At 65.5% G+C, this 23,053-nt stretch carries 20 protein-coding genes; 5 read left to right on the top strand and 15 right to left on the bottom strand.

Annotation, left to right across the window (positions count from 1 at the left end):
* Window positions 1-2 precede the first annotated feature (2 nt).
* Complete coding sequence (locus BVE01S_RS13095; protein WP_066628371.1) at window positions 3-1,325, bottom strand: dicarboxylate/amino acid:cation symporter; 1,323 nt, start codon at window positions 1,323-1,325, stop codon at window positions 3-5.
* A gap of 33 nt (window positions 1,326-1,358) precedes the next feature.
* A complete protein-coding gene (locus tag BVE01S_RS13090; RefSeq protein WP_244878385.1) occupies window positions 1,359-2,450 on the bottom strand; it encodes an amino acid ABC transporter substrate-binding protein in 1,092 nt (363 codons plus the stop codon).
* Between the two features lie 80 nt (window positions 2,451-2,530).
* Here BVE01S_RS13090 and metC point away from each other — a divergent pair, with 80 nt between their 5' ends.
* From metC to BVE01S_RS13070, 4 genes are read left to right on the top strand one after another with little or no spacing between them, the layout of a single operon-like run.
* Entirely contained in the window at window positions 2,531-3,709 is a 1,179-nt protein-coding gene (metC, locus tag BVE01S_RS13085; protein WP_066628362.1) for a cystathionine beta-lyase, read from the top strand.
* Window positions 3,710-3,732: 23 nt separating this feature from the next.
* Window positions 3,733-5,079, top strand: a complete 1,347-nt coding sequence (locus tag BVE01S_RS13080; protein ID WP_066628360.1) for an O-antigen ligase family protein — start codon at window positions 3,733-3,735, stop codon at window positions 5,077-5,079.
* A complete protein-coding gene (locus tag BVE01S_RS13075) occupies window positions 5,054-7,138 on the top strand; it encodes a DNA topoisomerase IV subunit B (RefSeq protein WP_066628358.1) in 2,085 nt (694 codons plus the stop codon). Before BVE01S_RS13080 ends, BVE01S_RS13075 begins: the two co-directional genes overlap by 26 nt.
* 48 nt (window positions 7,139-7,186) lie before the next feature.
* Entirely contained in the window at window positions 7,187-8,599 is a 1,413-nt protein-coding gene (locus BVE01S_RS13070; RefSeq protein ID WP_066628356.1) for an FAD-binding oxidoreductase, read from the top strand.
* Between the two features lie 18 nt (window positions 8,600-8,617).
* Here BVE01S_RS13070 and parC read toward each other — a convergent pair whose 3' ends face one another.
* Window positions 8,618-10,819 carry a DNA topoisomerase IV subunit A gene (gene parC / locus BVE01S_RS13065; protein ID WP_066628349.1) on the bottom strand — a complete coding sequence of 734 codons (2,202 nt, stop codon included), beginning with the start codon at window positions 10,817-10,819 and terminating at the stop codon, window positions 8,618-8,620.
* Between the two features lie 133 nt (window positions 10,820-10,952).
* Here parC and BVE01S_RS13060 point away from each other — a divergent pair, with 133 nt between their 5' ends.
* Window positions 10,953-12,683: a cytochrome c biogenesis protein DipZ gene (locus BVE01S_RS13060; RefSeq protein ID WP_066628345.1), complete on the top strand. Its 1,731-nt coding sequence runs from the start codon at window positions 10,953-10,955 to the stop codon at window positions 12,681-12,683.
* Here the strand turns inward: BVE01S_RS13060 and recO are convergent.
* The 12 genes from recO to rpoZ all read right to left on the bottom strand — a co-directional run bounded on the left by recO (window position 12,680) and on the right by rpoZ (window position 22,978).
* Window positions 12,680-13,411, bottom strand: a complete 732-nt coding sequence (recO, locus tag BVE01S_RS13055) for a DNA repair protein RecO (RefSeq protein WP_066628341.1) — start codon at window positions 13,409-13,411, stop codon at window positions 12,680-12,682. The genes BVE01S_RS13060 and recO overlap by 4 nt on opposite strands.
* On the bottom strand, window positions 13,411-13,887 hold the full coding sequence (locus tag BVE01S_RS13050; RefSeq protein ID WP_066628337.1) for a nuclear transport factor 2 family protein: 477 nt from the start codon (window positions 13,885-13,887) through the stop codon (window positions 13,411-13,413). Before BVE01S_RS13050 ends, recO begins: the two co-directional genes overlap by 1 nt.
* Before the next feature lie 47 nt (window positions 13,888-13,934).
* Entirely contained in the window at window positions 13,935-15,173 is a 1,239-nt protein-coding gene (locus BVE01S_RS13045; protein WP_240612097.1) for a serine hydrolase domain-containing protein, read from the bottom strand.
* Between the two features lie 15 nt (window positions 15,174-15,188).
* Window positions 15,189-16,136 (bottom strand): GTPase Era, encoded by a 948-nt coding sequence (gene era, locus BVE01S_RS13040; protein WP_066628329.1) that lies wholly within the window; start codon window positions 16,134-16,136, stop codon window positions 15,189-15,191.
* Entirely contained in the window at window positions 16,133-16,843 is a 711-nt protein-coding gene (gene rnc, locus BVE01S_RS13035; RefSeq protein ID WP_066628321.1) for a ribonuclease III, read from the bottom strand. The genes era and rnc overlap by 4 nt, the downstream gene beginning before the upstream one ends.
* Entirely contained in the window at window positions 16,843-17,736 is an 894-nt protein-coding gene (gene lepB, locus BVE01S_RS13030) for a signal peptidase I (RefSeq protein WP_066628319.1), read from the bottom strand. Before lepB ends, rnc begins: the two co-directional genes overlap by 1 nt.
* Window positions 17,737-17,791: 55 nt before the next feature.
* Window positions 17,792-18,193 (bottom strand): holo-ACP synthase, encoded by a 402-nt coding sequence (acpS, locus tag BVE01S_RS13025; RefSeq protein ID WP_066628317.1) that lies wholly within the window; start codon window positions 18,191-18,193, stop codon window positions 17,792-17,794.
* A complete protein-coding gene (locus BVE01S_RS13020; protein ID WP_066628315.1) occupies window positions 18,190-18,930 on the bottom strand; it encodes a pyridoxine 5'-phosphate synthase in 741 nt (246 codons plus the stop codon). The genes acpS and BVE01S_RS13020 overlap by 4 nt, the downstream gene beginning before the upstream one ends.
* Window positions 18,931-18,934: 4 nt before the next feature.
* A complete protein-coding gene (pyrE, locus tag BVE01S_RS13015) occupies window positions 18,935-19,519 on the bottom strand; it encodes an orotate phosphoribosyltransferase (RefSeq protein WP_066628312.1) in 585 nt (194 codons plus the stop codon).
* A 50-nt stretch (window positions 19,520-19,569) separates the two neighbouring features.
* Window positions 19,570-20,328: an LOG family protein gene (locus BVE01S_RS13010; RefSeq protein ID WP_066628308.1), complete on the bottom strand. Its 759-nt coding sequence runs from the start codon at window positions 20,326-20,328 to the stop codon at window positions 19,570-19,572.
* The gene (locus tag BVE01S_RS13005; protein ID WP_084375407.1) at window positions 20,325-22,484 is read right to left on the bottom strand and encodes a RelA/SpoT family protein; all 2,160 of its coding nucleotides are present in this window, start codon (window positions 22,482-22,484) and stop codon (window positions 20,325-20,327) included. Before BVE01S_RS13005 ends, BVE01S_RS13010 begins: the two co-directional genes overlap by 4 nt.
* A 134-nt stretch (window positions 22,485-22,618) precedes the next feature.
* The gene (rpoZ, locus tag BVE01S_RS13000; RefSeq protein WP_066628302.1) at window positions 22,619-22,978 is read right to left on the bottom strand and encodes a DNA-directed RNA polymerase subunit omega; all 360 of its coding nucleotides are present in this window, start codon (window positions 22,976-22,978) and stop codon (window positions 22,619-22,621) included.
* Window positions 22,979-23,053 lie beyond the last annotated feature (75 nt).

Below are 23,053 nucleotides of genomic sequence, written 5' to 3'. Positions count from 1 at the left end.
GATCAGGCCGGCGGCGCCACGGGGACGACATCGTCGGCGTCGATCGGCTCGTCTTCCTCGCCGCGCGAAACGACAGTCGCCAGTACCAGGTCGCCCGTGACGTTCAGCGTCGTGCGGCACATGTCCAGGAAGCGGTCGACGCCCAGGATCAGGCCGATGCCCTCCGGCGGCACCTTCACCATCACCAGGATCATCGCCACGACCGGCAGCGAACCGGCCGGCACGCCCGCCGTACCGATGCCGCCAAGGATGCAGACCAGCATGACGATGATCTGCTGCGTGATCGTCAGGTCGATGCCAAAGAATTGGGCCAGAAACAGCACGGTCACGCCTTCAAACAGGGCCGTGCCGTTCTGATTGGCGGTGGCGCCGACCGTAAGGACAAAGCGAGCGATCTTGCGCGGCAGCTTCAGCTCCTGCTCGGCCGCCTTCAGCGATACCGGCAGAGACGCGTTGGATGAAGCGGTCGAGAAGGCCACCACCATCGGCTCGCGCACGCCCTTGAAGAAGGCGATCGGCGACCGGCCGCCAAGGATCCAGATCACCAGCGGATAGACGACGAACATGTGGATCGCCATCGCGCCCACCGCGACGCCCACATAGGCCGCGAGGCGCACCAGAAGGTCCCAGCCGAACAGGGCCGCCAGGTTGAACATCAAGCAGGCGATGGCGATGGGGGCCAGTTTGATGAAGAGGTTGATCAGCTTCATCGTGACTTCGAACATGCCCTCGATGACCTGCTGCAAGCGGTCGGTCGCAGGCGACTTGGCCATCACCAGGCCGATGCCGAAGAACAGAGCGAACACCATCACCGGCAGGATCTGGTTCTCGGAGGCCGCGGTGAAGACGTTCGACGGAATCAGATCCAAGAAGAAATCACCCAACTGGATGGTTTCGGGCGCGCCGCTGACGATGCCGGCCGCGCCGTCACGTCCCTGGTCCAGCAGTTGCTGCGCGAGGACCGGGTCCACGCCCCTTCCCGGCTGGAACACATTGACCATCACCAGGCCGATAACCACCGCGATGCTGGACACCAGAATGGTCAACAACAGGGTCTTGATTCCCGCCCGTCCAAGCGAGCTCAGATCGCCCATCTCGGCCACGCCGACCACCAGGGCCGAGAACAGCAGCGGGATCACCATCATGAACAGCAGGCGTAGGAAGATCTGGCCCAGCGGTCCGGTGACGTTGTCTGTCAGCCAGACCACCCAGGCCGTATCCGCTCCCAGCGTCAGATTGACCAGCAATCCCCCGATCAGACCGACCGCGAAACCGATCAACATCAGCCAGTGCAGCGCAAGGCCGCCGCGTTTTGTCTCGGTCATCTGTCCCCCAGGAAGCGATGCAAGCGTCGGCGCTTATCGGATCGGCAGGCCATAGATCAAGCCGGCCGGGCGCGCGTTCCATTGTGCGTTCAAACCGCGCGCCAGGTCGAGCGCCGATTGCGATCCCAGATTTCGTTCGAATATCTCGCCATAATTCCCGACGGCTTCGACCGCGTCCTTCGCCCAATCGTCGGATAGACCCAGCATGGGGCCGAACTCGCCCTCGGCGCCCAAAAGACGCCGCACGCGCGGGTCCTTCGTGGTCTTGAACTGATCTTCGGCATTGGCCTTGGTGACCCCAAGTTCTTCGGCCAGCATCAGGGCGTTCAGGGTCCAGCGGACGGTAGAGGCCCAGCGTTCGTCGCCCGCCTTGATAGCCGGCCCCAGCGGCTCCTTGGACGCCACATCGGACAGGATCACATGCTCGTTGGGATTGGTCAGCACGGTCCGCGCGGCGGCTAACGCAGAGATGTCGGCGCTGAATGCGTCGCAATCTTCACGGCCATAGGCGTCGCGCGCCGCTTCCTCCGTCTCGAACACGACAGGTCGATATTCGATGCCGCGAGACCGGAAATAATCGGCAGCGTTGGCCTGGGACGTCGAACCCGATTGAACGCAAACCCGCGCGCCCATCAGTTCGGTCGCGCTGTTCAGGTTCAGCGAACGCCGGACCAGAAAGCCCTGGCCGTCGTAATAGTTGACGCCGGCGAAGACGAACCCCTCGCCCGCGTCACGGCTCATGGTCCAGGACGAGTTGCGCCAAAGCACATCTATGCGGCCGTCGTTCAGCGCCGTAAAACGATCCGAGGCCGACAGAGGCACGAACCGCACTGCATCGGCATCGCCCAACACCGCGGCCGCCGTCGCGCGACAGAAGTCCACGTCGAAGCCGCGCCACTGGCCGCGATTGTCGGTGTAGGCAAAGCCGACCAACCCCTGATGCACGCCGCAATTCAGGCGACCGCGGCGTTTGATGGCGGCCAGCGTCGGGCTTTTTCCAACCGCAGTCGAAGACGCTTGCGCGGGCGTGGCGGGGCTGGTTTCCGGCGCAGGGCTGGCGTCCTTGCGCCCGCAAGCCGTCGTCATCAGCACAACGGCCATGGCTCCGATCGTCCAGTACCGCATCGCGTTCCTATCCCTCGCCGCTTGCGCCCCGCTGGCTTTAGAGGCCTTTAGGGGCCGATCCGCAACCCATCGGAGGGGCCATGTCGCCGCTTTCGGACCGTACCCGCCTGATCGCCGCCGCCACGCGACGCGGCCAGGGCCGCCGCGGCGTCAATCCGCCGATCGAACGCGCCTCGACGATGTTGAGCGATAGCGCGGCCGTCATGCGCGACGAGACCGACGGGCCGACCTATGGCCTTAGCGGAACCAGCGCCGCCCGCGATCTTCGCCGCGCCCTGGCCGACCTGGAGGGGGCGAAGGAGGCCTTTCTGGTTCCGTCGGGTCTTGCGGCCGTCACGGTTCCGCTACTGGCGCTTTTAAGACCGGGCGACGAGGTGATCACAACTGACGCCGTCTATGGTCCGACGCGCCGGTTCCTGAGTCGGTATCAATCGGCCCGCGGCGTCACGACCCGCTTTTTGTCCGCAGACGCAGACGCGCAGACTGTTCTGGCCGCCATCGGCGAACGCACCCGTTTGGTGCTGATGGAGTCGCCAGCCTCCCTCACATTCGAGATGGTCGATGTCGCCGCCGTGGCCCAGGCCTGCCGCGCGCGAGGTGTGTTGACGGTGGTCGATAATACCTGGGCCGCTGGCATGGCCTATCGCCCGCTCACCCATGACGTGGACGTCAGCGTTCAGGCCGTCACCAAATATGTCGGCGGTCATTCGGACGTGCTGATGGGCAGTATCGCTTCGAGCAATCCCGCCTGCCTGCGCGCCATCGGCGACACGATCGAGGATCTCGGCTGGCATGTGTCGCCCGATGACGCCTGGCTTGCGCTGCGCGGCCTGCGGACCCTGCCGCTGCGCTATGCCGAACAGGCGCGGTCGGCTTTGATCGTCGCGGAGTGGCTGCACGCTCGACCCGAGGTGTCCCGCGTCCTTTATCCACCCCTGCCCGGCTCGATCGGCCATGACGTGTGGCGGCGAGATTTCACCGGCGCGGCGTCCCTGATGGGCGTGGTCATGAAGGGCGGCGACAAGGCGGCGGGCGAGGCCTTCCTGAACGCCCTGACCCTGTTTGGCCTCGGCTATTCCTGGGGCGGGTTCGAAAGCCTGATCACGCACGAGACGCATCAGATGGCCTATCGCGACCATCCGCCCGTGCTGGAGGGCGAACTGATCCGCCTCCACGTCGGGCTGGAAGACCCCGCCGACCTGATCGCCGATCTTGCACAAGGTCTCGCCGCCTTCACCGCCGCGCTCACGGTTCCTTAAGCGCCAAAGGACACTTTGCATCCGTGCGCGAACCGCCCGCTCAAACCCCGGATGATTCGCCGCCGCTGTGGGAGCAGTGGGCGGCCGGTTTTGTCGTCTTCATGCTGACCGGCGCCCTGATCGCACCCGTCATCGCTCCGACCCAGGTCGAGACCCCCATCCTGCGATTCATCTGGTTGCCGGTCTACGCCGTCATCGCGGGCCTGATCGTCTTTCGCTTCGACAAGGTCATCCGCGCCTGGCCCGCCTGGTTGATGATGTTCGCCCTGGTCGCCCTGTGCTTCGTCTCGAAATACTGGTCCATCGACCCCGAAGTCACCGAGCGCCGCGTCATCGCCATGGCCATCAACAGCGCCTTCGCCATCTATCTGGGCGCCCGCTTCCGTGACGACGCCCTGCCGCGCGTCCTGATGTACACCTGTCTGGTGATGGCGATCGGCAGCCTGATCGTGGTGTTCGGCTATCCGAAGGTCGGGGTGCACCAGTTCGACAACGCCGGCCTGTGGCGCGGCCTCTGGTACGAGAAGAACCAGATGGGGCTGGTCATGGTGGTGGGCGCCGTCTCCGCCGCAGCGACCCTGGCCGCCGATCATATCGCGGGACGCAGCCATCGGTTCTGGATATGCCTGCTGACATTAGGTTTGACCACGCTCCTGGTCCTCGCCACCCAATCCAAGACATCTCTTCTATGCTGGGGCCTGGGCCTGGGCATGATCGGTGGGTGGTGGGCGTTGAAACAGGGCGGCGGCGTCATCACCGTCATCGGCATCTGGCTTGCCGTCATCATTGCGGCGGGCGCGACCTGGCTGTGGAACTCCGACTCCGCCGCAATCCTGGAAGCGCTGGGCAAGGACCCGTCGCTGACAGGCCGCACACTGATCTGGGAAGCCCTTATGCGAAAGGTCGCCGAGCGCCCTTGGACGGGATACGGCTTCAGCGCCTTCTGGGGCGTGGACTCGATCCCCGCGCGCGAAATCCGCATCGAGACCCAATGGCCCGTCCCCTCCGCCCACAACGGCTGGATCGATCTGCTCGTGCAACTGGGCTGGCCCGGTGCGGTGGCGGTAGGGGCCATCATGGCGCTCTCTGCGATCTTCGTCATCGCGCGCACGAACGGGCTCGGTGCGCGCGAAGGCTATTGGAGCATCGCCTATCTATCCGCCTTTACCGCTTTGAGCCTGTCAGAGAGCGTCCTGCTGACCCACGCTAACCTGCCGTGGATACTGATGTTGGCGATTATGGCCCGCGCCGTGACCTTCGATCCGGCCCCGGTTCGTGCGCCGCTTGCTCGACCGGCCTCACGGGCCTACCAGACCCGGTCCCGAATCGCCTCAGACTATGTGAATGGCCGCCGACCTCTTCGCTTTTGACGACGAACCCGAAGCTCGCAAACCCGAGCCGCCCAAGCCTGTTGCGGTGACCCCGCCTGCGGCTGCGCCCACTGCTGTCTCAACGCCTGCGCCGCCTCCTGTTCAGGCCACGGCCATGACGGCGGCCGCCACCGGCTATTCCGCCTCCTCCATCGAGGTGCTGGAAGGCCTGGAGCCCGTTCGCAAACGCCCCGGCATGTATATCGGCGGCACCGATGAGCGCGCCCTGCACCACCTGTTCGCCGAAGTCCTGGACAACGCCATGGACGAGGCGGTGGCCAAACACGCCAAGCTGATCACCGTCGATCTGGACGCCGACGGCTATCTGTCGGTGCGCGATGACGGTCGCGGCATCCCGGTCGATCCTCACCCCAAACATCCCGGCAAGTCTGCGCTGGAAGTCGTCATGACCGTTCTCCACTCCGGCGGCAAGTTTTCCGGCAAAGCCTATGAAACCTCTGGCGGTTTGCACGGCGTCGGCGTCTCGGTCGTCAACGCCCTGAGCGAAAGCGTCGAGGTCACGGTCTGGCGCGACGGTTTCGAATGGAAACAAGCCTTCAGTCGCGGCCACGTCCTGGCCCCGATCCAGCAGATCGGCCCGTCTAAGAAGCGCGGCACCCTGATCCGCTTCAAGCCCGACGACGAGATCTTCGGCATGGGCGCGGCCTTCAAGCCCGCTCGTCTATTCCGCGTGGCGCGATCAAAGGCCTATCTGTTCCGCGGCGTTGAGATTCGCTGGACTTGCGCGCCAGAGCGGATCACCGACGCCACACCGGCGCAGGCCAGTCTGCACTTCCCCGGCGGCCTCGCCGACGCCCTGATCGACCGTATCGGTCAGTTGGAAACCGTCACCCCGACCTTCGCCGGCCGCGCCGAGCGCCAAGGCGAAGCGGGCGCCTTCGAATGGGCCGTCACCTGGTCGCCGATTGGCTTTGGTGAATCGGACGGCTTTATCCAGTCCTACTGCAACACCGTCTCCACGCCCGATGGCGGCACGCACGAGGCCGGCTTCCGCGCCGCCCTGGTCAAGGGGCTGAAATCCTACGGTGAACTGACCAACGAGAAGCGCGCCGCGATCATCACGGCCGAGGACGTCATCGCCAATGCCGGCGCCCTGATCAGCGTCTTCATCCGCAATCCCGAATTCCAAGGCCAAACCAAGGACCGTTTGTCCTCGCCTGAGGGTGCGCGCATCGTGGAGCAGCTGCTGCGCGACCCGCTGGACCACTGGCTGACCGAGAGCCCCAAACAGGCCAACGCCCTGCTCGGCTTCGTTGTCGATCGCGCCGAGGATCGGCTACGTCGCCGTAAAGACAAGGAGGTTCAGCGCGCCGCCGCTACCCGCAAGCTGCGCCTGCCCGGCAAGCTGTCGGACTGCAGCCGCCAGTCGGCCCAGGGCACCGAACTCTTCATCGTCGAAGGCGATTCGGCCGGCGGCTCGGCCAAACAGGCGCGAGACCGCACGACCCAAGCCATCCTGCCCCTGCGCGGCAAGATCCTGAACGTCGCGTCCGCCACGGCCGACAAGCTGCGCGCCAATGTCGAACTGTCCGACCTAGCCCTGGCCTTGGGCGTCCAGCCCGGCAACCGGTTCAATATCGACGATCTGCGCTACGAGCGGATCGTCATCATGACCGACGCCGACGTGGACGGCGCCCACATCGCGGCCCTGCTGATCACCTTCTTCTATCGCGTCATGCCCGAGACAATTCGCCAGGGCCGGGTCTTCATGGCCCTGCCTCCGCTCTATCGCATCAGCGCCGGCCCCTTGAGCGAATATGCTCGCGACGACGCTCACCGCGACGAGCTGCTGGCGACCGTGTTCAAAGGCAAAAAGACCGAGATCGGCCGGTTCAAGGGCCTCGGCGAAATGATGGCCTCCCAGCTCAAGGAGACCACCATGGATCCCAAGAAGCGCACACTCGCGCGGATCACGGTGCCCGACGCCGAGACCAGCATCGAAGACCTGGTCGAACGCCTGATGGGCAAGCGCGCCGACGCGCGCTTTCAGTTCATTCAGGAAAACGCTCAGTTCGTGAAAGAAGAACTCGACGTCTAAGGGCCTCGCGGCCCTTCCAACGCACGGCGACGCCTGACAAAAGGGGGCATGCAGACGCCCGCCCCCTCCGCCGCCGTGCTTGACGAACTGAAGGCCGTGCTCGGACCGGGCGGCTGGACCCAGGATCCCGAGGTCATCGCGCCGTCGCTGACCGAATGGCGCAATCGCTGGACCGGCAACACGCCTATGCTGCTGACCCCGCGTTCGGTCGAGGATACGGCGAAGGCCGTGACCATCTGCGCCCGCGAAGGCGTCGCCATCACGCCTCACGGCGGCGGCACTGGCTTGGTCGGCGGCCAGATCCCCTTCGGCGAGGTCCTGCTGTCGACCCGCAAGATGCGCGCCGTCCGCGATGTCACCCCGCTTGACGACGCCATGACGATCGAAGCCGGCCTGACACTGCTGGAAGCGCAGCAGGCGGCGACAGCGGCCGGCCGCTATTTCCCGCTCAGCCTAGCGGCCGAAGGCTCTGCCACCATCGGCGGCGTCATCTCCACCAATGCAGGCGGCACCCAGGTGCTGCGTTACGGCATGATGCGCGACCTGGTGCTGGGTCTTGAGGCGGTCATGCCCAACGGCGAAATCTTCCGGGGCCTGAAGCGGCTGCGCAAGGACAACACCGGCTACGACCTGAAACAGCTGCTGATCGGCGCCGAGGGCACGTTGGGCGTTGTCACCGCCGCCACCCTGAAACTCTTCCCCATCATGCGCTCACGCGCCGTCGCCGTGGTCGGGCTGGAAACCGCCGCCGCCTCCGTCGAACTGCTCGCACGCGCCAAGGCCGAGACGGGCGGCGGGGTGGAGGCCTTCGAACTGATGAAGCGCCTCGGCATGCAACTGGTGCTGAAGAACATTCCCGACACCCGCGAGCCGCTGGACTCGGCGCCCGATTGGTACGTGCTGATCGAGATCGCGTCCGGCACGCCGGGCGGCGCTGAATCCCAGATGCAGGCCCTGCTGGAAGTCGCCTTCGAGCAAGGCCTGATTACCGACGCCGCCATCGCCCAGAACGACGCCCAGCGCACCGCTTTTTGGCGTCTGCGCGAAGAACATTCGGCGGCGCTCAAGCCCGAGGGCGGCGGCTGGAAACACGACGTCTCCGTGCCCATCAGCCGCATCGCCGAATTCATCGACGAAGCCTCGGCCGCCGTGGAACGCTTCCACCCCGGCGCCCGTATCTCGGTCTTCGGCCATGTCGGCGACGGCAATCTGCACTACGACATCCTGCCGGGCGTCGGTCAGGACATCCCCGCCTTCATCGCCCGCTGGAAGGAAGGCTCGCAAGTGGTTCACGACGTTGTCGGAACCTACGACGGCTCCATCTCCGCCGAACACGGGTTGGGACGGCTGAAGACCGAAGAGGTCAAGCGCTACAAGTCCCCGCTCGAGATCGAAACCATGGCCGCCATCCGCCGCGCCATTGATCCCAAACGGGTCATGAACCCGTCGGTCCTGTTCTAGAACCGACGGGCGGGCCGCTTATCTGAACTTCCGCAGGCCTCTGGGGCCTTGGCGACCGGCGCCGGCGCGTTTGCCCAGCCAGTCTTTCCAGTCGGGCCAGTTGCGACGACGTCCGCCGCCGTCGGCCCATTCCGGTCCCGTCTCTGCGTTGAAGACGGTGATGTCGGCGAGGCCGCCCTGTTTGAAGCTTTGCAGCTTTACACCCTTGCCACGTCCCATTTCGGGCAGTTCGGCGAGAGGGAAGATCAGCGTCTTGATGTTCTCCCCGATCGTCGCGACGTGATCGCCGGTCACTCGCAGCACCGCCAGCATTTCGCCGTTCAGCACCTGTTTGCCGCCACGCTTCTGCGCTAGGGTGTCGTCTTCCGGTGCGATGAAGCCGTATCCGGCCTTTGATGCGATCAGCAGCTTGCCGCCCGGCTGGTGCGCCAGGACATTGATGATCTCGGCCTTTTCGTCCAGATCGATCATCAGGCGCAGCGGCTCGCCATGGCCGCGTCCGGACGCCAGCTTGTCCGCGCCTATGGTGAAGATGCGCCCGTCCGACGCCGCCACCAGCAGCTTGTCGGTCGTATAGGCCGGGACGAGGTAGGCGAGTTGGTCGCCTTCCTTGAACTTCAGCTCCGACGGATCCTCGACCTTGCCCTTGGCGGCGCGGATCCAGCCGCGTTCCGACAGGATGACGGTGATCGCCTCGCGCGGAATAAAGGCCTCGGGCGCGACGAAGGCGGACGTATCCACCGCCTCGGCGATCGTGGTGCGGCGCGGCGAGATTAGCGCCTTGCGCACGGCCTCCAGTTCCTTGGAGATCGCCTTCCACTGCTTGCCTTCTGATGACGTCAGCGCCTTCAGGTTGGCAAGTTCTTCGGACAGAGCGTTGAATTCCTTCTCGATCGTCATCTCTTCCAGACGCGCCAACTGACGCAGTCGGGTGTCGAGGATGAAGTCGGCCTGAACCTCCGTAAGGCGGAACCGTGCGATCAGGACGGCCTTAGGCTGCTCCTCCTCGCGCACGATACGGATCACCTCATCGAGGTTAAGGAAGACGATGCGCAGGCCTTCCAGCAGATGCAGACGCTTTTCAACACGCTCGATTCGCCATTGCGAACGGCGGTTCAGCACCTCGCGTCGGTGATCCAGGAAGGCGCGCAGGCAGTCTTTCAGCCCCATGACGCGCGGCGTGCCGCTGGCGTCCAGCACGTTCATGTTGATCGGGAAGCGGACCTCCAGATCGGACAGCTTGAACAGGCTTTCCATAAGCATTTCAGGCTCGATGGTGCGGTTCTTGGGCTCCAGAATCAGGCGGATGTCCTCGGCCGATTCGTCACGCACATCGCCCAGCAGAGGCGCCTTCTTGTGCTCGATCAGGTCCGCCAGCGCCTCGATCAATCGCGACTTCTGCACCTGATAGGGCATTTCGGTGACAATGATACGCCACACGCCGCGCCCCAGATCCTCGGTCTCCCAGCGCGCGCGCAGGCGCACCCCGCCTCTGCCCGTCTCATAGGCGTCCAGGATGGAGGCATGACCTTCAACCGCAACGCCCCCGGTCGGGAAGTCGGGGCCTGGCACATGCTGAACCAGGTCCTCGGTCGTCGCGTCGGGACGCTCCAGCAGTAGTTGGCAGGCGTCGATCAGTTCGCCGACATTGTGCGGCGGGATCGAGGTGGCCATGCCGACCGCGATACCCGACGAGCCATTGGCCAGAAGATTCGGGAAGCCCGCGGGCAGGACGATCGGCTCCTCGTCCTGATCGTCATAGGTGGGCCGGAAATCGACGGCGTCTTGATCGATGCCATCCAACAGCAGGACGGCGGCGGGCGTCAGTTTGCACTCGGTGTAGCGCATGGCCGCGGCGCTATCGCCGTCGATATTGCCGAAGTTCCCCTGACCGTCGACCAACGGATAACGTTGGGCGAAATCCTGAGCCAGGCGCACCAGGGCCTCATAGATCGAGGCGTCGCCGTGCGGGTGATATCCGCCCATCACCTCGCCGACGACCTTTGCGCATTTGCGCGCCGCCGCCTGCGGGTTCAGCCGCATCTGATGCATGGCGTAGAGGATGCGCCGGTGAACCGGCTTGAACCCGTCACGCACATCCGGCAGCGCGCGGTTCGTAATGGTCGATAGCGCGTAGGCCAGATAGCGGCGGCTGAGCGCCGTCTCCATCGGCTCGTCGATGATACGGCCGCCTTCCGGCGGCGGGGCGTGGATCGTCATGGCTCTGCGAATCGGGGATCGGAAGCGGGAAGTCTAGCCCGTGCCGCCGCAGATTGGGGGATAAGCGTGTTGCGGAGTCACCAAACCGCTCTGCCGTGCGTATGTGAGAGACACATCTTCGTCAGGCCGCGCCATGATCCTGTTCCTGCTGTCCTATCTCGCCGGCGTTCTGACTATCGTCAGTCCCTGCATCCTGCCGGTTCTGCCCTTCGTCTTCGCGCGGGCGGATCGACCGTTCATCCGCAACGGTCTGCCGTTGTTGGTCGGGATGGCCGTGACCTTCGCGGGCGTGGCGACGCTGGCGGCGCTGGGCGGCGGCTGGGCGGTTCGAGCCAATGAGGTCGGGCGCTGGATCGCCCTGGCTGTGATGGCGGTGCTGGGCGTCAGCCTGCTGTTTCCGGCCGTGGGCGATCGCCTGATGCGGCCTTTCGTGGCGGCGGGGTCCTGGCTGACCGATCGCGCCGAGCGCCAGGGCGGCGATCAGGGCGACGTGCGCTCGTCCCTGCTGCTCGGCGTCGCAACAGGGCTGCTCTGGGCGCCGTGCGCCGGACCCATTCTGGGTGTGATCCTGACGGGCGCAGCGCTTCAGGGCGCCGGAGTCGGAACGACGGTTCTGCTGCTGGCCTATGCAGCAGGCGCGGCGACATCCCTGGGTCTGGCCCTGTTGGTCGGCGGTCGCGTGTTCAAGGCCATGAAGGGCGCGCTAGGCGTCGGCGAATGGGTAAGGCGCGGCCTGGGCGTTCTGGTGCTGATCGGCGTGGTCATCATCGGCCTGGGGGCGGATACAGGACTGCTGACCCGGATTTCGGCCGCCAGCACGGGCCGGATCGAACAGGCGCTGCTGGGCGGGATCGGGCGCGGCATGCCGACGAACCAGGCCCCGGCCGATCTGGCCAATCTGCCCGTCGAAGGGGTGATGCCGCCGCTGACCGGGGCGACGACCTGGATCAACACCCCGCCGCTCACGACCGAACAACTAAGGGGCAAGGTGGTTGTCGTCGATTTCTGGACCTACTCCTGCATCAACTGCATTCGCTCCATCCCCTACGTCCGCGCCTGGGCCGAGAAGTATAAGGATCAGGGTCTGGTGGTGATCGGCGTGCACACGCCCGAGTTCGCCTTCGAGAAATCCGAGGCCAACGTCCGCCAGAACATCCAGCGCCTTGGCATCACCTATCCGGTCGCCATGGACAATGAGTTCGCCATCTGGCGGGCGTTCAAGAACCAGTACTGGCCCGCCCACTACTTCATCGACGCCAAAGGACAGATCCGTCATCACCACTTCGGCGAAGGCGACTATGCGGGCTCCGAACGCGTGATCCAGCAACTTCTGAAGGAAGCGGGCGCCGCGAACGTCGCCAGCAACGTCGTCACAGTCCAGGCTGAGGGCGCAGAGGCCGCCGCCGACATGGCCCGGGTCGAATCGCCGGAGACGTACGTCGGCTATGGCCGCGCCGAGAACTTCCGCTCTCCCGGCGGCCTGGCCAACGACGTGATCAAGGACTATGTCGCCGCGCCGCTGGAACTGAACGGATGGAGCCTATCGGGCCGGTGGCGCGTGACGCGTGAGTATGCCGACCTGCAGACGGCCGAGGGCCGCATCGCCTTCCGCTTCAAGGCGCGTGATCTCCATCTGGTCATGGGGCCCAGCAAGCCGGGCGCACCAGTCCGCTTCCGTGTCCGGATCGATGGCGCGGCGCCGGGCGCGAACGCCGGCAGCGACATCAACGCCCAGGGCCTCGGCCGGGTCGACGGCGAGCGACTGTACCAACTGGTCCGGCAGACGGGCGCGGTGCGCGAACGGACGTTCGAGATCGAGTTCCTGGATCCCGGCGTTCAGGTCTTCGCCTTCACCTTCGGCTAGATGCGGCCGGCGTCGCCCAGCTTGTCCAGCATCCACACGCGCGCGGGTGGCAGGGGCTTGTTCTGCGGGTGGAAGACGAACTGCTCCAGGAAATGACCCGTCAGGTCGAACCCGGCCCGGACGTCGCCCTCGATCAGACCGGATTGGGCGCCCAGCATGAAGGGCGGCAGGGTCAGCATCTTGTCAGCATAGGGTGCGCCGGCGTCGCGGCTGACCGCCCGGCCGGTGCGAGGACTGACGTAGATCAAGTCGTCGACCGTGCCGGTCGCGGCGCATTTCGACAGGTCCAAGCCGAAGCCCAGGTCTTCCAGCAGCCCTGCCTCGAACCGCACGAAGATCGCAGGCCAGACCGCCGGCATCTCGAACGCCGCCATCAGCGCCTCGAACGCAAGAAAGACGCCGGGATGCGGCTCACGCTCGGGCAACGCCCCTTGTGTCACGCCTGCCGCCGCCGCCAGTCCGGTCAGGGCCAGGGCGTCGTCGAAGAGGGCGCTGGGCCCCTCGCCTACCGGCTCCAGCCGCACGGCGCCGAGGTGATCCGAGGTGCGGGCGCGGTAATCGGCCATGACCCGCGCGCCCGCCTGCAGGAACGGCTTCATCTTGCGTGACGCGCCGCCCGCCACATAGGCAGAGCGCCTGCCGTGGTTCTCGGTCAGCAGATCGACCACGGCGCCCGTATCGCCGTGGCTGCGCGCCGACAGGACGAACGCCTCTTCGTGGAAGTCCATCAGTCCGCCGGATCCTGAGCGATCAGCCCGACCACGCTCTTGGCCTTGTCGTTCGGCACGGTGAAACTGAGCACATATTGCTCGATCTTCCAGCCGTCGTGGGTCAGGCGCAGCACGCCAGAGCCTCGCGTCAAGCCGTAGGCGTCGTTGTCCAGCAACTCATCGAACCAGACGATGCAGCGGCAATCGCCCGGCGCCAGGGTCGCCACCCGGTCATGCGGGCGATAGGTCCAGCCTTTCCCTTGCGAGAAATAGGGCGTGGCGTAGGCGCGAAACTCAGCCAGAGACCAGCGCTCGCTCGCATCCGTGCCGATGAACCGGGCGTCGGGCGTGAATAGATCGAAATAGGCGTCGCCGTCCGCACGCGACGCCGCCGCGTGCATTCGGTCGAGAACGGCGCCGGCCTCGACGACGGGATCGCCCGCAGCCTGCGTTGACGAAGCGGAAAGGACGAGAGCGGCAAGAAGAGCGATCATGGTCCTGTTCTACTCCTGTTCTCCTCGCCGGGAAACAGTCGGATGTCTCAGCGCGCCAGCGTCGTCGGAAACTCGTGGCCCAGGGCCTCGGCCATGGCCTGCTGGCTGATCAAGAAGACCTGGTCACGCAGGTGATAGTTGTTGGACAGGACGATCACCGTCACGTCGGCGTCCGGCTGATAGAGCATCAGGTTGCGGAATCCGCCCCAGCTGCCGGTGTGGTAGATCTGGCGGTCCTGGAAGCTGGGCCGCACTTGATCGCCAAGACGGTTGGCGAAGATGCCGAAACCCCAGTCCCGACGCGGATGGCTGCGTTCGTTCGGTTTTGTGTCGGCCGGCGCGTGATCGGCCAGCATCTGTTGATAGCTGGCGGGGGTCAGCAGGCCGCCGCGGTGCAGCGCCCTTTGCCAGACCAGCAGATCGTCCAGCGTTGAATAGACCGCGCCGGCGCCCGCCACGATAGAGGTGTTGGCGTTCGGCTGGGCCGCCAGACCGCCGGGGAAGTTGGCGTAGCCCATGATGACGCGGTGATCGCCGCCATCGAGATCAAGCCCGCTATCCTTCATGCCGAGAGGCTTGAAGAAGGTCTCGCGCATATAGGTCTGGAAGGGCTTGCCGCTGGCCTTTTCGACGATGGCGGCGGCCAGATTGAAACCGGCGTTGTCGTACTGAACCTTGGCGCCCGGCTCAAACTGAAGACCGAACCGTTTCGAATCCTCAGTCAGTTCGTCCAGCGTCGCCGGCGTCGTGCGGCGCATGCCCCAACCGGGCCGCGCCATCAGATCAGGAATGCCCGAAGTATGCGACAACAGATGGCTGATGCGGATCGCCGCCCAAGCCTCCGGACAGGGCTGGATCCATTTGCAGACCGGATCGGAGACGTTCAGCTTGCCCTCGTCCTGAAGCTTCAGGATCGCCGTCGCCGTGAACTGTTTGGAGATCGAGGCCAGGCGGAAGCGCGAGCCCAGCGCCAGCGGCTGATTCTGCTCGTAGTTCGCCTTGCCATAGACCTGGCGGAACAACACCCGGTCGCCCTTGGCCACCAGAACCGCGCCCATGAAGCGTCCTGAAGCAGCTTCGCGATCCAGGCGCGCCGCCAGTTGCGGCAGGTCCTGAACCACGACCATGGGTGGTCGCGGCGGCGCATCGGCGCGCTCGGTGGCCAGTTCCACATCGGACTTGGGCGCCACGGCCGTGGCGATGCCGCCCCAGACCGCGCCGCCAAGGATCAGCGCCCCAAGGACGCCCAGAACGAGCCGAGGATGCCCTCCGGCGGTACGCGGCACATCAAACACAGGAACTCAGACGTCAAAATCCAGACCGAACTGGGCATAGAGGGCGCGGCTGTCCTGCCACTTCGGATCGACCTTGACGGTCAGGAAGAGGTGGACCTGACGGCCGAGGATTTCGTTCAGCTCCTCGCGCGCCTTCTGGCCGATCCATTTCAGGGTCTGGCCGCCCTTGCCCAGCACGATGGGCCGCTGGCTCTCGCGCTCGACATAGATGGTCTGTTCGATCCGGGCCGAACCGTCGGCGCGGTCCTCGAAACTCGTGGTCTCGACCGCCGCCGAATAAGGCAGCTCCTCATGGACGCGCAGATAGACCTTCTCGCGCGTGATCTCCGCCGCCAGAACACGCACCGGCACGTCGGCGGCCTGATCCTCGGGATACAGCCACGGCCCTTTGGGCATGGACAGGGCCAGACGCTGCTTCAGGTCCTCGACGCCGTCGCCATTGGCCGCCGAGATCATATAGACCTCGGAATAGACGCCGCTCTCGAACAGCTTCTGCGACAGCGCCAGCAGGGTGTCGCGGCGCATGCCGTCGATCTTGTTCAGCGCCAGAACAACCTTCGTCCCAGTGGCCTGCAGGTTGGCGATGATGGTCTCGGTGTCCTCGGCCGAGCGACGATCAGCCGCCGTGCCCTCCCGGCCTTCGGCGTTGATGTGCGACTGGGCGTCGATCAGGTGAACGACGATGTCCGCATCCTGCGCGCCGCCCCAGGCTGAGGCGACCATGGCCCGGTCCAGGCGACGACGCGGCGTGAAGATGCCAGGGGTGTCCACCAGCACGATCTGAGCGTCGCCTTCCATGGCGATGCCGCGCACCGGGAAGCGCGTCGTCTGCACCTTTTGCGTAACGATCGAGACCTTGGACCCGGTCAGCCGGTTCACCAGCGTGGACTTGCCGGCGTTGGGTGCGCCGATGATGGCGGCAAAGCCTGCGCGCTGGTTTTCGATATCGGTCAAATGACGCCTTCACGTTTGAGGAGAGCCGTTGCGGCCGCCTTCTCCGCCTCCTGACGCGAACGCCCTTGCGCGGTCAAGGGCTGCACGTCCTGCACGGACACTTCGACGGTGAATGTGGGCGCATGATCCGAACCTGTCCGATCGGCGACACGATAGGTCGGCAGCGGCCTGCCCTGCCCCTGTGCCCATTCCTGAAGCGCCGATTTGGGATTGGTCAAGGTGCGGGACGGCGGCGCCGACAGTTCGTCGGACCAGGCCCGTTCGAACACGGCCTTGGCGGCATCCAGCCCTCCGTCCAGATAGACGGCCGCCAATATGGCCTCGACCGCATCGGCGATGACGCCGGCCTTGCGGCGTCCGCCGGTCTTGGTTTCGCCGGGCGAGAGCCGCAGCGCAGGCCCCACGCCAAGCGCCTCACCGACGCGGGCGCAGGCGCCCTTGTCGACCAGGGCGTGCAGGCTGGACGACAGTTGGCCCTCGTCCGCCGTCGGAAACTGAGTCGACAGGCGCTCGGCGACCAGCAGACCTAGCACCCGGTCGCCCAGGAACTCCAGCCGCTCGTTGTCGCGTGGACCGTGGATGCCGACCGGCGCGCCCTCGCCCACGCTGGCGTGTGTCAGGGCTCGCTCGAGCAGGGCCTTGTCCTTGAACCTGTGTCCCAGGCGCGTTTCCAGCGCCGCGACCGCTTCGGCTCTGAGATTGGCCATCAGTGAAGGACGTTGAAGAACCGGTCGAGCCGCACGTTCAACCAAGTCCAAGGCTTCACGAACGACGAACCGGGCTTCCACGAGAACAGGATGATCTGCGCCTTGCCGACCAGGTTTTCGGCCGGGACCATGCCCACGCCGCTGGACTGTTCGACGCGGCTGTCGATCGAGTTGTCGCGGTTGTCGCCCATCATGAAGTAGTGGCCGGCCGGCACTTCATAGACCGGGGTGTCGTCCAGATCGTTTCCGGGTCCGAAGTCCTGGGTCATGAAGCTCTTGCCTTCCGGCAGGGTCTCGCGGACCTCCTTCACCGGGCGCGGGCCGAAGATGTCGTTGATCTCCTGCTCGCTGACCACGACGTCCTGGACGGGCTTGTCGTTGATATACAGCTTGTTGGCGATCATCTGGATGCGGTCGCCGGGCAGGCCGATCACGCGCTTGATGAAGTCGGTCTTGTTGTCACGCGGCAGTTTGAACACGACGATGTCGCCGCGCTTGGGCGCCGAGCCCATGATCCGCCCATCGAACAGCGGCGGGCTGAACGGGATCGAGTGTTTGGAGAAGCCGTACGACCACTTGGAGACGACGATATAGTCGCCTTCGTACAGGTTCGGCTCCATTGAGGCCGACGGGATGGTGAAGGGCTGGAACAGGAAGATCCGCAGCACCATCGCGATCAGCAGGGCGAAGACGATGGTCTTGAAGATTTCGCCGGTTTCGCTGGCCGCCGAGGTGGCCTTGTCACCGCCCTTGGGCGTCTTGGCATAGACCTTCTGGGTCGCCGTCGTCGGCTCCTGCACCGACTTGACCGGAGCGTCCGCCTCCGAGGCCGCAAATCGTTCTTCGGGGGTGGCGTCGCGATTGGCGTCGTCGGGCTTTTGGTCTTCGCTCATGCGATCAGGCATCCTCGCCGCGTCCGCGCGGTCATCGCGCACGCCTATAACCTGATTACGACTGCGGCAAGGCTTCGATCACCACGAAGGCGAGCGCATAGGGATGTTCGTCGCTCAGCGTCAGGTGGATTTTCGCCTCGTGTCCGGGCGGCGTCAGACGCGACAGATGCTCACCCGCGTGGCCGGTTAGCGCCATCGTCGGCTGACCCGTACGCAGGTTCACCACCCCCATGTCGCGCCAATAGACATCGGCCCGCATGCCTGTGCCCAAGGCCTTGGCGCAGGCCTCCTTGGCGGCGAACCGTTTGGCGTAGCTCCAGGCCGGGTCCGGCTTCCGATCCGAGCGGGTGCGTTCCAGTTCGGTGAAGCAGCGGGTCTTGAAGCGATCGCCGAACCGATCCAGCGACGCCTGAATGCGACGGATGTCCGACAGATCCGCGCCTACGCCAATGATCATTTGGCCGCATCCATCGCGGCCCGCATCCGGCGGATCGCCCCGTCCAACCCGATGAAGATCGAGTCGCCGATCAGGAAATGGCCGATGTTCAGCTCGCGGATTTCCGGGATCGCCAGCATGCGCGGAGCCGTGTCGTAGTCCAGCCCATGGCCTGCATGGACCTCGAGCCCCAGGATGTCGGCCTGGGCAGCAGCGGCGGCGAGACGTTCGAACTCAACCTCCCGTTCTGCCGGATCGGTCAAGTGGCAGTAGCGGCCGGTGTGGAACTCGACCACATGGGCGCCGACGGCGGCGGCGGCCTCGACTTGCGCTTCAGACGGTTCGATGAAGAGCGAGACCCGGATGCCGGCGTCCGCCAGCGCCTTGACCACAGGCGCGATCCGGCCTTCGTGACCGGCGACCGCCAGACCGCCTTCGGTCGTGACCTCCTCGCGCCGCTCGGGCACCAGACAGGCGGCGTGCGGCCGGTGGCGCAGGGCGATGGCTAGCATCTCCTCTGTCACCGCCATTTCCAGGTTCAGCGGCTTGCCGGCGCGGGCGCATAGGGCGCTGAGCACGTCGATATCGGCGTCGGTGATGTGGCGGCGGTCTTCGCGCAGGTGCGCGGTGATCCCGTCTGCTCCGGCCGCCAGCGCCGCCTCGGCCGCGCGGGCCGGATCGGGGTGCGTCCCTCCCCGCGCATTTCGCACTGTGGCGACATGGTCGATGTTGACGCCCAGCCTGACCCGTTCTCGCATGGCTCTACTTCGACAATCTGCGGCTGCCGGGATCTTCCACCGGAAGCGCGGCCAGTTCAGGCGGAAGAGCGTCGGCTGGGTAGGCAGGCACGTCCAGCGACGCCAGGGCGACCAGCGGCACGCCCACATCCGCCTTGCCGCCCGAGCGATCGACGATACAGGCGGCGGCGATCACCTCGCCCCCGGCGGCTTGGATGGCGGCGATGCATTCGCGCGACGACAGCCCGGTCGTTACGATATCCTCGACCATGACGACCTTTTCGCCCGGCTCGACCGAGAAGCCGCGACGCAGTTTGAAACCCCCGCCCTCGCGCTCGACATACATCGAACGGACCTTCAGGTGTTTGGCCGTCTCGTAACCGGGGATGATGCCGCCTACAGCCGGCGAGATGGCGACATCGACCGGGCCGACCGTGGCGACGATCTTTTCGGCCAAGGCCTTGCACAGCCGCTCGCATCGCGCGCCATCCATGAAGACCAAGTTCTTCTGCAGGAAGACCGGGCTGTGCAGACCCGACGACAGGACGAAATGGCCTTCGCGCAGGGCGCCGGCGTCGCGAAACTCGTTGAGGACGTCTTCAGTGTTCATGACAGGGTTCTAGACCCGGATCGCGCGCGGATGAACCCTGCGGCGACGCTTCATTCGATGTTTTCGTTCGGCCGCAGCCCGCGCGAGAGCAGTTCAGCCCAGACGCCCTCCGCGTCCTCGGCGAAACCGATCAGGTCCAGGTCGGAGGCCGCGATCATTCCATGTTCGACCAGAGCGTCGAAACCGATCACCGAGGTCCAGTAGGCCTTGTCCACCAGAACGACCGGAACCGGCGGCGCCTTCTTCGTCTGGCGCAACGTCAACATCTCGAACATCTCGTCGAAGGTGCCGAAGCCGCCGGGAAACACCACCAACGCATTGGCGCGCATCGCCAGATGCATCTTCCGCATCGCGAAATAGTGGAAGCGGAACGTCAACTCCGGCGTCGAATAGGCATTCGGTTCCTGCTCGTGCGGCAGGGTGATGTTGAACCCGACGGACGGCGCGCCCGCGTCCATGGCCCCGCGGTTGGCCGCTTCCATGATGCCCGGGCCGCCGCCGGTGGCGATGACATTGTCACGAGGTTCTCCGACGCGACCTCGCAAGGCTCCGCCCCGCTCGGACGCCAGTCGACCAAAGGCGCGCGCCTCGTCATACCAACGGTGCCCTTCACGGACGCGCGCGCTGCCGAAGACGACGAGGGTCGAGCGCACGCCCCAGGCCCTCAACGCCTCCTCAGGCTTGGCGTATTCCATCAGGAACCGCACGCCGCGCATCGAATCGCCCAGCAGGAAGTCCTGATCCATCGCCGCCATGCGATAGGACGGCGAGGCCATCTGCGCCGCGTTCGGCTTTATCGGGTCGCTCATTCGCCCCGCGCGCGCTCGACGGAATCGACCGACGGATTGGCCCTCAGCGCCGCCATGATCATTGTCGCATGCTTGGCGTCTTCGACCTCGACATCCACGTCCACGTCGAAGAAGTCCTGCTGACGGTGCGCCATCGACAGATTGATGATGTTGCCGCCAGCCTCGCCGATCAGGGTCGTGACCTGACCCAGAACGCCCGGCGCATTGCGGATCGTCGCGCGAATCCGGGCGGCGGCGACCGCGTCCGTTTCGGCCTGAGGCGTCCATTGCAGGTCATGCCAGACCGAATCGTCATCGGCGAAGGCGGCCAGGGTCTGGCAATCGATGGTGTGGACGGTCAGGCCGGATTCCGGCTCCAGAATGCCGACGATCCGGTCGCCCGGAACGGGCGTGCAGCACTGACCGAAATGAACCGACACGCCGGGCGTCAGCCCGCCGCCGCGCACGAACAGCCGCGCCTTCTCGCCCTCGATGCGCTGCTTCTCGGGCCCGGCCTTCAGCCGCCCCTTCAGCGCGGGGAACAGGATTTCGGCCGCCGTCGTCGGCGATAACCGCCCGCGACCCAACCCTTCGAACAGATCGTCGTCACTCGCGACCGCCAGCAGTTCCAGAACCGGCTTCAGCGACACGTCGGTCAGGGTCTTGTCGACCCGGCCCAGGGTTTGATCCAGCGCGACGCGGCCCAGCTTGATGAACTCTTCGCGCTCGGAGGTGCGGATATGGCGGCGAATGGCGGAGCGCGCGCGGCCCGTGACCGTCAGACTGCGCCAGTCGGCAGGCACTTCCCGCTTGGAGCCCCGAATGATCTCGACCACGTCGCCGTTTTGGAGCGGCGTGCGCATGGGCTTCAACTCGCCATTGACCTTGACGCCGACGGCGGTGTCGCCGACCTCGGTGTGGACGGCATAGGCGAAGTCCAGAGGCATTCCCCCGCGCGGCAGGGTGACCAGTTGCCCCTTCGGCGTGAAGACGAAAACCTGGTCCAGATACATTTCCAGCTTGGCGTGCTCGACCCAGTCCTCGCCGCCCTCGCCGTGCTCGATCACCTGAACCAAGTGTCGCAGGTTCTGAAGCGGGTCACGCCCGCCGCCCTGTTCCATCGCCTCGCGGTCGAAGCCGTAGGAATGGTTCTTGTAACGCCAGTGGGCGGCGACCCCGTCCTCGGCGATCCGGTCCATGTCCTCGGTGCGGATCTGCATCTCGATGCGCAGACCCCGGGGGCCGACGACGGTCGTGTGCAACGAGCGATAGTTGTTCGACTTAGGCGTTGAGATGAAATCCTTGAACCGCTCGGGCACCATCGGCCATTCGCGGTGGATCACACCCAGCGCGCGATAGCAGTCGTCCTCCGCCTCGACGATGACGCGGAAGCCGTAAATGTCCGACAGGGACGAAAAGCCGACCGACTTGCGCTGAAGTTTGCGCCAGATCGAATAGGGCGTCTTCTGCCGGCCATAGACATTGGCCTTCAGGCCCGCCTCGGACAGGACGCGCTCGACCTCGCTCGCCACCCCGTCGATGGCGCGACCGTGCTCCAGCTTCAACGCCTCCAGCCGCCGCTCGATGGCGGTCTTGGCCGTTGGATTCAGATGGGTGAAAGCCAGCTCTTCCAGCTCGGACGCGATCGAGTGGATGCCGATCGACCGGCCCAGGGGCGCATAGACTTCCAGCGTCTCGCGGCTGATCCGCTCGCGCTTCTCCGGCTTCACGAACTGGAGCGTGCGCATGTTGTGCAAGCGGTCGGCCAGCTTGACCAGCAGCACCCGCACGTCCCGGCTGATGGCCAGGATGAACTTGCGCAGGTTCTCGGCCTGGCGCGTGTGTTCAGCCTGAAGCTCCAGCCGCGACAGCTTGGTCACGCCCTCGACCAGGACCGCGACCTCTTCACCGAACATGCCGGCGATGTCGTCACGCGTCGCGGAAGTGTCCTCGACTACGTCATGCAACAGGGCGGTGACGATGGTGGCGGTGTCGAGCTTATAGTCGGTCAGGATCCCCGCGACCTGGATCGGGTGGGCGAAATAGGGATCACCAGAGGCTCGCAACTGCGACCCGTGCATTTTCATCGCATAGACGTAGGCGCGGTTCAGAAGCGCTTCGTCGGCGGTAGGGTCGTAGGCCTTGACGGCCTCGATCAGCTCGAACTGGCGCAGGATCGGCGCGCGCTTGGGCTGCGGCGCCGGATCGACGAGCGCCGTCTGAGGGTCATTTTTGTTTGCAGCTTGGGGCGCCGGCGGAACCGTCTCGGTCCGCGCCGGCAGGATAGTGACGCCAGGGGCTCCCTCGGGCGTCAGTACCGCTCCTCCTGACCGCCGTCGCGGTCGCTTTGCAGGGCGCGGATCAGTTCCGCCTCGGCCATGTTCATGTGCTGCGGCGAGGCCAGCAGGGCGACCGTTTCCGCCTCGTCCTCGGCTTCCGTCCGCTCGTCGACGCGTTGCAGCGTGGTGATGATGGTTTCGCGCAGTTCGTCCGGCACGACGGTGTCGTCGGCGATTTCGCGCAAGGCGACGTCAGGGTTCTTGTCGTTGTCGCGGTCGATCGTCAGGGCGGCGCCATTGGCGATGCTGCGGGCGCGGTGGCCAGCCATCAGCACCAGACCAAAGCGGTTCGGAACCTTCTCGATGCAGTCTTCGACGGTGACGCGGGCCATGAAATTCCTCGAACGCGGGGGAGAACCGCGTCAAATACAGATGAGGACGGCTTTTTGCAACGCCACAGGGGCGGA

Origin of the sequence: Brevundimonas vesicularis NBRC 12165 (assembly GCF_001592205.1) — a bacterium.
GTDB lineage: Bacteria > Pseudomonadota > Alphaproteobacteria > Caulobacterales > Caulobacteraceae > Brevundimonas > Brevundimonas vesicularis.
Note: the sequence above shows the minus strand (reverse complement) of the source record. Positions and strands in the feature narration are given on the sequence as shown.